Origin of the sequence: Amycolatopsis sp. NPDC051045, from assembly GCF_040682955.1 — a bacterium.
Lineage (GTDB): Bacteria > Actinomycetota > Actinomycetes > Mycobacteriales > Pseudonocardiaceae > Amycolatopsis.
Map to the genome: position 1 here is coordinate 26,262 of NZ_JBFBCC010000003.1, position 12,378 is coordinate 38,639.

12 protein-coding genes are annotated in these 12,378 nt (G+C 70.0%); 8 read left to right on the forward strand and 4 right to left on the reverse strand.

Annotation, left to right across the window (positions count from 1 at the left end):
• The first annotated feature begins 33 nt into the window (after nt 1-33).
• Both AB0M80_RS07790 and AB0M80_RS07795 read left to right on the forward strand, forming a co-directional pair.
• A complete protein-coding gene (locus AB0M80_RS07790) occupies nt 34-981 on the forward strand; it encodes an alpha-E domain-containing protein (RefSeq protein ID WP_364560465.1) in 948 nt (315 codons plus the stop codon).
• A complete protein-coding gene (locus AB0M80_RS07795) occupies nt 978-1,820 on the forward strand; it encodes a transglutaminase family protein (protein WP_364560468.1) in 843 nt (280 codons plus the stop codon). The genes AB0M80_RS07790 and AB0M80_RS07795 overlap by 4 nt, the downstream gene beginning before the upstream one ends.
• A 4-nt stretch (nt 1,821-1,824) precedes the next feature.
• On the opposite strand, the gene AB0M80_RS07800 is transcribed toward AB0M80_RS07795, so the two are convergent.
• Nucleotides 1,825-2,223, reverse strand: a complete 399-nt coding sequence (locus AB0M80_RS07800; protein ID WP_364560471.1) for a hypothetical protein — start codon at nt 2,221-2,223, stop codon at nt 1,825-1,827.
• Nucleotides 2,224-2,363: 140 nt separating this feature from the next.
• Between AB0M80_RS07800 and AB0M80_RS07805 the strand changes: the two genes are divergently transcribed.
• Nucleotides 2,364-2,924 (forward strand): TetR family transcriptional regulator, encoded by a 561-nt coding sequence (locus tag AB0M80_RS07805; protein WP_364560474.1) that lies wholly within the window; start codon nt 2,364-2,366, stop codon nt 2,922-2,924.
• On the opposite strand, the gene AB0M80_RS07810 is transcribed toward AB0M80_RS07805, so the two are convergent.
• Nucleotides 2,921-4,339: a M20/M25/M40 family metallo-hydrolase gene (locus AB0M80_RS07810; RefSeq protein WP_364560477.1), complete on the reverse strand. Its 1,419-nt coding sequence runs from the start codon at nt 4,337-4,339 to the stop codon at nt 2,921-2,923. The two genes, AB0M80_RS07805 and AB0M80_RS07810, sit on opposite strands and share 4 nt — an antisense overlap.
• Nucleotides 4,340-4,699: 360 nt before the next feature.
• Between AB0M80_RS07810 and pdhA the strand changes: the two genes are divergently transcribed.
• Genes pdhA through AB0M80_RS07825 form a run of 3 tightly spaced genes read left to right on the forward strand, consistent with a single transcriptional unit; the run spans nt 4,700 to nt 8,245 of the window.
• Nucleotides 4,700-5,929, forward strand: a complete 1,230-nt coding sequence (pdhA, locus tag AB0M80_RS07815) for a pyruvate dehydrogenase (acetyl-transferring) E1 component subunit alpha (RefSeq protein WP_364560479.1) — start codon at nt 4,700-4,702, stop codon at nt 5,927-5,929.
• The gene (locus AB0M80_RS07820; protein WP_364560482.1) at nt 5,929-6,921 is read left to right on the forward strand and encodes an alpha-ketoacid dehydrogenase subunit beta; all 993 of its coding nucleotides are present in this window, start codon (nt 5,929-5,931) and stop codon (nt 6,919-6,921) included. Before pdhA ends, AB0M80_RS07820 begins: the two co-directional genes overlap by 1 nt.
• A 16-nt stretch (nt 6,922-6,937) precedes the next feature.
• Complete coding sequence (locus tag AB0M80_RS07825) at nt 6,938-8,245, forward strand: dihydrolipoamide acetyltransferase family protein (RefSeq protein ID WP_364560484.1); 1,308 nt, start codon at nt 6,938-6,940, stop codon at nt 8,243-8,245.
• A 37-nt stretch (nt 8,246-8,282) separates the two neighbouring features.
• Here AB0M80_RS07825 and AB0M80_RS07830 read toward each other — a convergent pair whose 3' ends face one another.
• Complete coding sequence (locus tag AB0M80_RS07830) at nt 8,283-8,573, reverse strand: DUF6191 domain-containing protein (protein ID WP_364560486.1); 291 nt, start codon at nt 8,571-8,573, stop codon at nt 8,283-8,285.
• A 94-nt stretch (nt 8,574-8,667) separates the two neighbouring features.
• Here AB0M80_RS07830 and AB0M80_RS07835 point away from each other — a divergent pair, with 94 nt between their 5' ends.
• Together AB0M80_RS07835 and AB0M80_RS07840 are read left to right on the forward strand one after the other, a co-directional pair.
• A complete protein-coding gene (locus AB0M80_RS07835) occupies nt 8,668-9,258 on the forward strand; it encodes a TetR family transcriptional regulator (protein ID WP_364561979.1) in 591 nt (196 codons plus the stop codon).
• A 20-nt stretch (nt 9,259-9,278) separates the two neighbouring features.
• Nucleotides 9,279-11,225: an ABC transporter ATP-binding protein gene (locus AB0M80_RS07840; protein WP_364560488.1), complete on the forward strand. Its 1,947-nt coding sequence runs from the start codon at nt 9,279-9,281 to the stop codon at nt 11,223-11,225.
• On the opposite strand, the gene AB0M80_RS07845 is transcribed toward AB0M80_RS07840, so the two are convergent.
• A complete protein-coding gene (locus AB0M80_RS07845) occupies nt 11,182-12,366 on the reverse strand; it encodes a hypothetical protein (protein WP_364560491.1) in 1,185 nt (394 codons plus the stop codon). The genes AB0M80_RS07840 and AB0M80_RS07845 overlap by 44 nt on opposite strands.
• Between the last annotated feature and the right edge of the window lie 12 nt (nt 12,367-12,378).

Consider the following 12,378-nt stretch of genomic DNA (forward strand, 5'->3'; position numbering starts at 1 on the left):
CGGTAAAGATCACTTCGGGATGTGGAGGTCCTCATGCTCGCCCGCAACGCGGAGTCGCTGTACTGGATCGGCCGGTACGTCGAACGCGCCGACGACACCTCCCGCATCCTCAACGTCTCGGTCCACCAGCTGCTGGAGGACGCGACCGTCGACCCGGACCAAGCGAGCCGCCAGCTGCTGGCCGTCCTGGGCATCGACCCGGAGGGCGCGGAGGCCCTCGACGTGTGGAAGCTGACCGAGCTGGTGGCGTACGGGAAGGACAACCCCGCGTCGATCGTCGGCTCGATCAACTCGGCGCGCGAAAACACCCGCGGCGCCCGCGAAGTCGTCTCGACCGAGCTGTGGGAGTGCCTGAACGCGACGTGGAACGCGGTGCCCGACCGGCAGCGCTACGCCCGGCGCGCCGGGCCGCACGCGTTCCTGTCGTTCGTGGAGGAGCGCGCGGCGATGTTCGCCGGGCTCGCCGACTCGACGATGAGCCGCGACGACGGCTGGCTGTTCATGGTGCTGGGCCGCTCGATCGAACGCGCCGACATGGTGGTGCGGCTGCTGCTGTCCCGGGTCGCGGACCGCGCGTCGTCGCCGGGCTGGATCACGGTGCTGCGCTCGGCCGGCGCGCAGGACACCTACCTGCGCACGTACCGCGGTGCCTTGGACGCCGGTCGCGTCGTGCAATTCCTGTTGCGGGACAAACTGTTCCCGCGCTCGGTGTTCCACGCACTGCGTCAGGCCGAGGACTGCCTGCAGCAGCTCGACCCGGGCGGTGGTGCGCGCACCACCGAAAAGTCGGAGGCGCTGCGCGAGCTCGGCCGGGCCCGCAGCGAGCTGGAGTTCCTCCGCCCGTCGGACCTGCTGACCGACCTGCCGCGCCGCCTAGGGGCGTTGCAGACGTCGATCAAGGAGATCGGCGAAGCGGTGTCGATGCAGTACTTCAGCACGTCGCCGTGGGTGGCGTGGAGCGGCGCGGAGGTTTCGCTGTGACGTGGCAGCTGCGGGTGGCGCACCGGACGGGGTACCGGTACGCGACACCGGCGACGCAGTCGTACAACGAGGCCCGGTTGACGCCGCGCTCCGACCGCCGCCAGACGACGGTGGCGACGCGCATCGAGACGGCCCCGGCGACCCGCGCGTACCGGTACACGGACTACTGGGGCACGGTGGTGACGTCGTTCGACCTCCACGCGCCGCACACGGAGTTCACGGTGCTGGCGACGTCGGTGGTCGAGACGGCGGACGAAGCCGAGCCGATCCGCGCGGCGTCGTGGAAGGACCTCCGCGGTGAGACGGTGATCGACCACCGCACCGAGTACCTGACCCCGACCGACTACACCCCGCGAGACGTCACGTTGGCGCGCGAGGCCCGCTCGCTGCGGCGCGGGCTGGACCCGGCCGACGCGGTGCTGGCGGTCTGCGAGTGGGTGAACAAGCAGCTGAAGTACCAGCCGGGCACGACAGGCGTCCATTCGACGGCGACGGACGCTTGGCAGGCGCGCGAAGGCGTGTGCCAGGACTTCGCGCACGTGACCCTGGTGATGCTGCGCGCGATCGGCGTCCCGGCGCGGTACGTGTCGGGCTACCTGCACACGAAACCGGACGCGAAGCTCGGCGAAGTGGTCGAGGGCGAATCGCACGCGTGGGTCGACGTCTGGACCGGCGGGTGGTGGGCCTACGACCCGACGAACGCGATCCCGGTCGGGCCGCGGCACGTGTGGGTGGCCATGGGGCGGGACTACGCGGACGTGGCGCCGTTGAAGGGCATCTTCACCGGCGGTGGTCAGTCCACTTTGGACGTCTCGGTCCAGCTGACCCGGCTGGCGTAGGCCCTCACAGCAGGAAGGTGCCGCCCGCGGCTTCGGCGACCTCCGCGCCCAGCGCCGACGTCGGCGTGTGCGCACCGGGCTTGCCCTCGCCGCGGGCCAGACGGGCCGCGACCTCGGCCACGACCGCCGTCGTGAAGTCCATCCCCTCGCCGGCGCGGAGCCAGCCTTCGCGCGTCGTGCCGTCGGGCCAGGTGACGACGGCGTGGCCCCAGGAGTGCGCACGGGGTCGCGGGGCCGCCTTCGCCCGGACCCCGGCGAGCCGCCGGACCGCGAACCGGCGCAGGGCCGGGACGGACAGCACCTTGCCGAGCAGGGGCAGCACCGCCCGGATCGCGGGCGAGGTGGGTGCGAGACCGGACGTGACGGTGACCGACGGCGCGCCGCTCGCCCGTTGGGCGGCCACCAGCTCACCCGAGGGCACGCCCGCCGACTTCGCCGTCTCGCCGTCCGGAAGCGCGAGCGTCTGCGGGTCCGCGCCGAGGCGGGAACCGACCAGGCGGCCGTTGCGGTACTCGCGGCCGCCGGTGGTCAGGGCGTCGACGCGTGGCCAGATGGGATCCCGGGACCGCGGACCGGCTGCGGAAAGCCGCGTTGGAGCTGTACGCCGAGCGCGGGTACGACGCCGTGACCGTGACGCAGATCGCCGAGCGCGCCGGGATCACCCGCCGCTCGTACTTCCGCTACTTCCCGGACAAGCGCGAGGTCCTCTTCGCCGGTTCGGAGCAGCTGCCCCCCGCGATCGCCGAAGCCGTCCTGGCCGCCGAAGAAGCCGAATCCCCGCTCCGAACGGCACTCGGTGCGCTCGCCGGTGTCGGTACGCGGGTCACGCAGCTCGTCGACCCGTCGCCCGAGCGCCGGGCGGTGATCGCGTCGAGCACCGAACTCCGTGAGCGCGAACGGACCAAGGGGGCCGCGATCACCACCGCGATCCGCGAAGCCCTCGAACAGCGGGGGACCCCGCCCGAGCTGGCGAAACCGGCGGCGCAGGTCGCGACGATCGTCTTCGGCGACGCGTTCGACCGGTGGATCGACGCGGCCGGGAAGCAGGACTTCCCGGCGTGCCTGGCGGCGGCCGCCGCGACCTTGCGCGAAGCCTGCCGTTAGCCGCGGGCGTGGGCGTCCAGGATGTGCGCGACGGCCTGGGTGACCTGCTGCGCGTAGTCCAGGTGCAGCCACTCGTCCGGCACGTGGATGTTCGAGTCGGCCCCGCACGCGCCGGTGACCAGGAACTGCGCCTCCGGGAACTTCCGCGAGAGCAGGCCCATGAACGGGATCGACCCGCCCATGCCGGTCGCGCGGTGCGGGTGGCCGAACACCTCGTCGCCGACCGTGCGCAGGGCCGACGTCAGCCACGGCGATTCGGCCGGCGCGTTCCAGCCGTTTTCCGCCTGCGGCGAGCCGAGCGTGACCTTCGCGCCGTACGGGACGTCGGTGGTCAGAACGCGCTTCACGGCGTCGAGGGCCTTCTCGGCGTCGGCCGTCGGCGGGAGCCGGAAGCTCAGGGTGAACGTGGTGCTTTCGCGGAGCACGTTGCCGGCGTCGGCGGGCTTCGGGAAGCCGTCGGCGCCGATCACCGACAGCGTCGGGCGCCACGCGTTGTTGAGCATCAGCTCCAGCGCGTCCTCAGTGATCACGCGCCCGCCCTCGACCAGCGGGAACGCCTTCGACAGCGCGTCGGGGAAGTCCTCCGAGACGGCCCGGAGCTCGGCGAGCCGGTCGGCCGGGACGTCGACCTTGAGCTCGTCGAGCAGCAGCTCCCCGGTGGCGCTGTCCTCGAGCCGCTCGATCAGGTTCCGCAGGATGCGGAACGAGCTCGCGACCACACCGGAAGCGATGCCGGAGTGCTGCGCCGAAGCCAGCAGCTGCACCGTGACGTCGAGGTGCAGCATCCCGCGCAGGCTGGTGACCAGCCACAACCGCTCGTAGTCGCTGCCGCCGGCGTCGAGGCAGACCACCAGCGACACCTCGCCGATCCGGTCGGCCAGGTGCTCGACGTAGGCGGGCAGGTCGGGGCTGCCGGACTCCTCGCCGGTCTCCAGGAGCAGCACGATGCGGGCGTGCTCGCCGCCCGCCGCGTTCACGGCTTCGATCGCCGTCGTCGCCGCGTAGCCGGAGTAGCCGTCGTCGACGGACCCGCGGCCGTACAGCCGGCCGTCGCGGATCACCGGGGTCCACGGGTCGAGGCCTTCGGACCAGCCGCCGACCGGGGGCTGCTTGTCGAGGTGGCCGTACATCAGGACGGTGCCCCGGTCCGCCGCGCCCGGGGTCGCCGGGACGTCGACGAGCAACAGGGGGGTCCGGTCTTCGAGCTGGACGACCTCGAGCGTCGCGCCGGGCAGCTCGCGCCCGGCGATCCACTCGCGGACGTGGTCGACGGCGGCGGCCAGGTGGCCGCTCGTCGCCCACTCGGCGTCGAAGGCCGGGGACAGGGCGGGGATGGCCACCAGCCCGGACAGGCTCGGGATGACGTCGCTGGTCCAAGCGGACACGACGGATTCACGGACGGATTTCTGCTCCACGTGGCCCATCGTGCCATGCGCGTTCGGGCGTGCGGCACGTCACAACAGCGTCTCCGGCGCGGGTGATCACGCGAGCACGCGATCGCGCTACGCCTGGTGAGCGCCGGGACCGGCGCCCTACTCTCGTAGGTCCGATGCTCGGGCTTCCTAGCGTTTCCGCTGTTCAGGGCCGCTTTCTCCGCAACGAATCAGTATCCGTGACTCACCAAAGCGTGGACCTTCGTGCCAGGATGGCGGCGAGAACCGTCAACGCCGACGGTGACCGAGCGCTTCGGACCCGATGCGCTGGTCCCCGCCGGTGCAGTCGCTGTGGTCGCCACAAGCGGCCGCCAGAGGCACCGACACCAAGGAGTACAGCGCATGCCGTCCGAACAGTGGACGCACCCGGAGCCTGGAGACGGCCCCGCCGCGGTCGCGGCCCAGCCCTCCCCCGAACAGGTGATCGCCGGATTGCGAGCGACCAGCGAAGGTGGCGCTGAGCTGACTCAGCTGCTCACCCCCGAAGGCGAACGGGTCCCCTCACCCCGGTTCGACAAGTACGTCGAGGACATCGACGCCGAAGCGCTGTGCGGGTTGTACCGCGACATGGTGCTGGTCCGGCGGGCCGACCGCGAAGCGAACGCCATGCAGCGCCAGGGCCAGCTCGGCATCTGGGTCCCGCTGCTCGGCCAGGAGGCCGCGCAGATCGGCTCCGGCCGCGCCCTGAAGCCGAGCGACATGGCGTTCCCCAGCTACCGCGAGCACGGCGTCGCGTACGCGCGCGGGGTCGACATGAAGGACCTGCTGGGCATCTTCCGGTGCACCGACCACAGCGGCTGGGACTACCGGCGCCACGGCTTCCACCCGTACACCATCGTGATCGGCAACCAGGTGCTCAACGCCGCCGGCTACGCGATGGGCCAGAAGTTCGAGGGCAGAGTAGGAAACACCGACGGCGACGGCAATCCTTCTGACACTGACGAAGCTACGATCTGCTACTTCGGCGACGGCGCCACTTCGCAGGGCGACGTGCACGAAGGATTCGTCTGGGCCGCCGTCTACGACGCGCCGCTGGTCTTCTTCTGCCAGAACAACCAGTGGGCGATCTCCGAGCCGACCGAGCGCCAGTCGCGCCTGCCGCTGTACCAGCGCGCCCGCGGTTACGGCTTCCCCGGCATCCGCGTCGACGGCAACGACGTCCTCGCCTGCCTCGCGGTGTCGCGCTGGGCGCTCGACGAGTGCCGCCACGGCAACGGCCCGGTGCTGATCGAGGCGTTCACCTACCGGATGGACGCGCACACCACGACCGACGACCCGTCCCGCTACCGGCTCTCCGACGAGCTGGAGGAGTGGAAGCTCAAGGACCCGATCGAGCGCGTCCGCGCGTTCCTGGCCCGGGGCGGCTACGCCGACCAGGCGTTCTTCGACAGCGTCCAGGCCGACGCCGACGCCTTCGCCGCCGACCTGCGCGAGTACACGTTCAACATGCCGGAGCCACCGCCGGAGCGGATCTTCAGCAACGTCTACGCCGAGGGCAACCCGGTGCTGGACGCGCAGCGCGAAGAGTTCCTGTCCTACCTCGACGGCTTCGTCTCGGCGGGTGAGCACTGATGACCGACCTCCAGAAACTCACCATCGGCAAGGCGCTCAACCTCGGCCTGCGCCGGGCGATGGAAGAAGACCCGAAGGTCCTGATCATGGGCGAGGACGTCGGCAAGCTCGGCGGCGTCTTCCGGATCACCGACGGCCTGCAGAAGGACTTCGGCGAGCAGCGCGTGCTGGACACGCCGCTCGCGGAGTCGGGCATCATCGGCACCGCGGTCGGCCTGGCCGTGCGCGGCTTCCGGCCGGTGTGCGAGATCCAGTTCGAAGGCTTCATCTTCCCCGGCTTCGACCAGATCTCCTCGCAGCTGGCGAAGCTGCACTACCGGACGCAGGGCAAGATCAAGATGCCGGTCGTGATCCGGGTGCCGTTCGGCGGCGGGATCGGCGCGGTCGAGCACCACTCGGAGTCGCCGGAGTCGCTGTTCGCGCACATCCCCGGCCTGAAGGTCGTGTCGATCTCGAACGCCGTCGACGCCTACTGGGGCATTCAGCAGGCGATCAAGTCGGACGACCCGATCCTGTTCTTCGAGCCGAAGCGGCTGTACCACTCGGGTGCGCTGCGCGCCGAAATCGACGTCGCCGGCACGCCGTCGGAGGTGTTCTCCTCGCAGGTCGTCCGCGAAGGCACGACGGCGACGGTCGTCGCGTACGGCCCCTCGGTGAAGGTCGCCCTCGACGCGGCCGCCGCGGCCGCGGACGAAGGCAAGTCCCTCGAGGTCATCGACCTGCGCACGCTCTCGCCGCTGGACCTCGGGCCGGTGTTCGAGTCGGTGCGCAAGACCGGGCGGCTGATCGCGCTGTCGGAGGCGCCGTCCGAGTCGTCGCTGACGTCGGAGATCGCCGCGCGCGTCCAGCAGGAGTGCTTCTACTCGCTGGAATCCCCCGTCCTCCGGGTGACCGGGTTCGACACGCCGTACCCGCCGGCCAAGCTCGAGGAGCACTACCTCCCCGACCTGGACCGGGTGCTGCACGCCGTCGACCGCTCGCTCGCCTGGTAAGGGGGATTTCCGCACCATGCCCACGTACAAGCAATTTCCGCTGGCCGACACGGCGGAGGGGCTGACCGAAGCCGACATCCTGTCCTGGCACGTGAAGCCGGGCGACACCGTGACGGTGAACCAGATCGTGGTCGAGATCGAGACCGCGAAGGCCGCCGTCGAGCTGCCGATCCCGTGGGCCGGGGTCGTCACGGAGCTGCACGTCGAGCCGGGACAGACGGTGGAGGTCGGCACGCCGATCCTCACCATCGACGTCGACCCGGGTGGTTCTTCGGCCGCTCCTGCGCCTGCCGCGGCTGCCGCTCCTGTCGAAGAAGAAGAGATGAAGCCGCTGGTCGGCTACGGCTCCAAGGCCGTCGTCACGCAGCGGCGGGCGCGGAAGGGCGCAGCTCCCGAGCCTCCTCCGGCCGTCGTCGCCCCTCCCGCACCTGCTCCGGCCCCGGTCGCGGCTCCGCGCGGTGGATACGTTCCGCTGGCGAAGCCACCGGTACGGAAGCTGGCGAAGGATCTCGGCGTCGACCTGCACGCCCTGACCGGAACCGCGGACGGCGGCGTCATCACCCGTGAAGACGTCGAGCGCGCCGCCAACGGCACCCCGGTCGTCGAGTCCGCTGTAGACAGTGCGTCTCGTGAGCGGCGGGTGCCGATCAAGGGCGTCCGGAAGATGACCGCGGCCGCGATGGTGCAGAGCGCGTACACCGCTCCGCACGTCACGGAGTTCCTGACCATCGACGTCACGCCGATGATGGAGTTCCGCGAAAAGCTGAAGAAGTCGCGAGAGTTCGCCGGAGTCAAGGTCACGCCGCTGACGTTCGCCGCGAAGGCCGTGTGCCTGGCGGCGAAGCGCACGCCGGACGTCAACGCGGTGTGGGACGAAGCGGCGCAGGAGATCGTCTACAAGGACTACGTGCACCTCGGGATCGCGGCGGCGACGCCACGGGGCCTGATCGTGCCCAAGGTCCGCGACGCCGACTCGATGTCGCTGAAGGAGCTGGCGATCGCGCTGACCGAGCTGACGGAGGTCGCGCGCCAGGGCAAGACGTCGCCGGCGGACATGGCGAACGGCACGATCACGATCACCAACGTGGGCGTGTTCGGCGTCGACACCGGAACGCCGATCATCAACCCGGGCGAGTCCGCGATCCTGTGCCTCGGCGCGATCAAGGACCAGCCGTGGGTCGTGGACGGCGAGATCAAGGTCCGCAAGGTGCTCCAGCTGTCGCTGAGCTTCGACCACCGGGTGGTCGACGGCCAGCAGGGCTCGGAGTTCCTGGCCGACGTCGGCGCCCTGCTGGCCGACCCGGCGATGGCGATGACGTACTGAGTTCACGCAGGTGAGGGCCGCCTTCGGGCGGCCCTCACTACTTCCGGAAGACGATCTTCCCGGCGTCGAGGTCAACGTGGGTGCGCGGCGGGGCGCCGTCCGCCTCGTCGTCGACCAGCATCAGCTGGACCTGGCGCTGCTCGAGTTCGTGCTGCTTGGTGCCGCCGAGGATGGCTTCCACCTCTTCGGTGGCCGCGACGCTCGCCACCCGCTGGCCGTCACCGCGGCGGTGCCACGGCAGGAACCGCCGGCCCCAGACCTCGAACACGGCCAGCAGGAACAGCAGCACGACCAGCATCGGGAACGCCATCGCCCAGAGCACACCCATGGCGCCAACCTATCCGCACTTGACGGAGTGAGTGCTCACTCCGCACACTGGTCGCATGACACCAGCACCCGAAACCCGGCGGAGAGCGCCGGGCATGAGCGCCGAAGCCCGGCGCGCCATGATCGTGCACGCGGTGCTGCCGCTCCTGATGGAGCACGGCGCCAACGTGACCACCAGCCAGATCGCCCGCGCCGCCGGCATCGGCGAGGGCACCATCTTCCGCGCGTTCAAGGACAAGGACGAGCTCTTCGACGCCTGCACCGCGGAGGCGCTGCGGCCCGACCACGTGCTCGACGCGATCGCCGACATCCCCCTGGACCAGCCGCTGGCCGACCGGCTCGTCGAGGCCGCCGAAGCGCTCAGCGCCCACCTCGAGCGGATGGGCACGCTGATGGGCGCGCTGCACGCGTCCGGGCGGCACAAGCAGCGCGACCCCGAGCAGCGTCTCAAGGACCGGCGGGGCACCTGGAAGGGCGGCCGCCGCGAGTCGATGGCCGCCATGCGCGGGGCGATGGTCGAGCTGTTCACACCCGAGAAGGACCGGCTGCGGCTGCCGCCCGAGCAGCTCGCCTCGCTGTTCCTGGCCTTGCTCTTCGGCGGCCGCCCGATGGCGGCGGACGGCGACGCGCCCACCACGCGCCAGGTGGTCGACGTCTTCCTGCACGGCGCCGTGGAGGCTCAGTGATTCCGGGCGGTGGGGGCGGCATGGAGTTCATGCTCGCCCGGCGTGGCCGTCGGCGGCACGCCACGACGGTGCCGGAGAGCGGGCTCACCGGGCCGGTCGAAATTCCCGAGCCGAAGCCGGAAGACCAGCCGAAGGATCTGAAGTCCCGGCTGAACCGCGCGAAGACGTCCGTGGCGGGCACGGTCCGTGGCCTGCCGAAGGTCGTGAAGCTGACGTGGCAGGCCAGCCCGGTCCTGACGATCCTCCTCGCGCTGATCACGCTCCTGTCCGGGCTCCTGCCGACCGCGACCGCGTACATCGCGAAACTGCTGCTCGACGCCGTCGTCGCGGCGATCCAGGGCAAGGGGACCACAGGCGACATCGTGAACGTCGCGTTGTTCCAGTTCGGCGTGCTCGCCGCGACCGCGATCAGCAGCGCGCTGACGTCGATCGCGCAGTCGCTGCTGCAGGAACGCATGACGCTGACCATCCGCCACCAGGTGATGGCGCACGCGAGCGAACTGCACCTCGCGTACTTCGAGGGGTCCACGTCCTACGACATGCTGCGCCAGGCCGCGCAGGAAGCGCCGACGCGGCCGCTGTCGATGATGAACTCCGCGCTGGGGCTCGTGCGGACGCTGATCACGTTCGGCAGCATGGTGGCGCTGCTCGTCTCGATCAGCCCGCTGCTGGCCCTGGTCGCGCTGGTGGCGCCGATCCCGGCGTTCATCTCGCAGTCCAAGTACGGCTCGCGCGCGTTCTGGCTGACGTTCCTGATGTCGCCGATCAAGCGGCGGATGGACTACCTGTCATCGCTGGTCACCACGGACACCTACGCCAAGGAGACGAAGCTGTTCGGGCTCGGCCCGTACTTCGTCGACCGGTTCCGCCGGCTCGGTGTCGTTTCTTATGAGCGGCAGCGGAAGCTGACGATCAACCGCAACGTCAGCTCGACGTCCTGGGGCCTGCTGAGCACGCTCGCGGGCTCGGCGATCGCGCTGTACATCGCGCTGGAGGCGGTTGGCGGCCGGCTGACGCTGGGTGACCTGGCGTTGTACACGGCCGCCGCGACGTCCGTGCAGACGTCGGTGTCCGGGCTGTTCACGGCGTTTTCGGGGATGTACGAGAACAACCTGTACTTGGACACGCTGTACCGGTTCCTCGACACGAAACCGGAGATCACGGCGCCCGCGGCACCCCGGCCAGTTCCGTCTGTTGTGGACGGTCACATCGAGTTCGATTCGGTCACCTTCGCGTATCCGGGCTCGGACGAGCCGGCACTGGAGGACGTCAGCTTCGAGATCCGGCCGGGCGAGACGGTGGCGGTGGTGGGCCGCAACGGCGCGGGCAAGTCGACGCTGTTCAAGCTGCTGTGCCGGTTGTACGACCCGACGGCGGGCCGCATCCTGCTGGACGGCGTCGACATCCGCGAGTACGACCCGGTCGAGCTGCGCACGCGGATCAGCGCGATGTTCCAGGACTACGTGACGTACCAGGGCACGGCGGCGGAGAACATCGGCCTCGGCGACCTGACCCGGTTGGAGGACCGGCCCCACATCGAGGCTTCGGCCCGCCGGGCAGGAGCGGACGAGCGCATCGAGCGGCTGCCGTCCGGCTACGACACCCCGTTGGGGAGGTGGTTCGACCAGGGCGTCAGCCTGTCCGGCGGCGAGTGGCAGAAGATCGCGCTGGCCCGGGCGTTCCAGCGGGAGGCGCCGCTGTTGATCCTCGACGAGCCGACGTCGGCGCTGGACGCCCAGGCCGAGCACGACCTGTTCTCGCGCCTGCGTGAGCTGTCCGAGGGACGCACGACGCTGTACATCTCGCACCGGTTCTCGACGGTGCGGCAGGCCGAGCGGATCCTGCTGCTGGACCACGGGAAGGTCGCGGAGTACGGGACGCACGAGGAGCTGATGTCGGCGAAGGCGGGGTACGCGGAGTTGTTCACCCTGCAGGCGCGGGCGTACCTGGACGAGGTGCCGAGTTAGCGGACGAGTAGCGACTGGGCAACGAGGTTCCGCCGCGAAGCTGGTTGTTCTGCCACTTGTGCAACTGCGGATGTGCAACGGGGTCGCCGAAGACGGTCACGGTGTCGAGCACGCAATCCGCGAGCTTGATCCCGTGCCCTCCCCGGCTCAGGTCGATCCGGCACCGCTCGAACCGGCAACCCTCGGCGAGCACGGGAACCAACAAGATCGGCTGGTAGTCGAGGCTGACCGAAAGGTTGAGCTCAAGGTCGGCGAAGTCGCAGCGGTCGAACACCACGCGGCCCACGTGGAGGCTCAACTGCGACAAGTCGATCACGGGTGACGCGAATCGGCATCGAAAGAAGGCAACCGACGAGTACTCGAGGAATCCATCGGCGAAATCCACTTTGTTTCCCGCGAACTCCGCGCCGACGAACTCGGCCTTGCCCGAGCTGACGGTGATCCCGCCGAAGTTCGCCTCGTCCGCGGAGAACCGAGCGCCGTGGAAACTCAGCAGGCCGCCGAACTCCGCGCCGGCGAACGACGCCACGCCGCCGACGAATTCGGCGCCGTCGAACAGCACCTCACCGTCGAACTTCAGGCGCGCGAAGTCGGCGTTCTCGATGTTGACGCCGGTGAAGTCGAAATCGAGTGCCGACCACGACCGGTCCGCGCTGGGGCGGGTGCGGTCCCGGATCACGCGCAAGATCGCCTCGCGCACCTCGAACTCGCCATCGCCATCGCGGGTGATCCGGAAGTATCCGCACAAGACGTCGACGCAGACCTGGCGCTTGTCGGCCCAGTCGTCGGCGAGCCCGGCCATCGCGTAGACCCCCGCCAGGCGAACAGCCGGACTTTCGTTGGCGAGTTGCTCGGCGGCGCTGCCGAACCGTTCGTTGAACCTCTGCACGACCTCGCGTTCAGCTCGCTGAACGGCCAGATCGTGTTCGTCCTCAGCAACGCGTTGCTTCCGGTAGTTGACGGCAAGCAGCACCACTCCACCGAACCCGGCGACCACGGACAGCGCGATCTTCAACAGGTCGAGCAGCTGACCGACGTCGAACTGCCCGGCCGACGGCAGCCGCGGCCAGCCGAGGAACGACAGCAAGCCCCCGCCGGCCACCCCGGCAACCAGCACGGCGACGGCGAGCCATCCGATCACCGACCCAGCCAT

Bases quoted from the DNA above. Each gene is read 5' to 3' on its own strand.
- AB0M80_RS07825 (WP_364560484.1), top strand. From the start codon at position 6,938: ATGCCCACGTACAAGCAATTTCCGCTGGCCGACACGGCGGAGGGGCTG.
- pdhA (WP_364560479.1), top strand. From the start codon at position 4,700: ATGCCGTCCGAACAGTGGACGCACCCGGAGCCTGGAGACGGCCCCGCC.
- AB0M80_RS07835 (WP_364561979.1), top strand. From the start codon at position 8,668: ATGAGCGCCGAAGCCCGGCGCGCCATGATCGTGCACGCGGTGCTGCCG.
- AB0M80_RS07820 (WP_364560482.1), top strand. From the start codon at position 5,929: ATGACCGACCTCCAGAAACTCACCATCGGCAAGGCGCTCAACCTCGGC.
- AB0M80_RS07790 (WP_364560465.1), top strand. From the start codon at position 34: ATGCTCGCCCGCAACGCGGAGTCGCTGTACTGGATCGGCCGGTACGTC.
- AB0M80_RS07830 (WP_364560486.1), bottom strand. From the start codon at position 8,573: ATGGGTGTGCTCTGGGCGATGGCGTTCCCGATGCTGGTCGTGCTGCTG.
- AB0M80_RS07840 (WP_364560488.1), top strand. From the start codon at position 9,279: ATGGAGTTCATGCTCGCCCGGCGTGGCCGTCGGCGGCACGCCACGACG.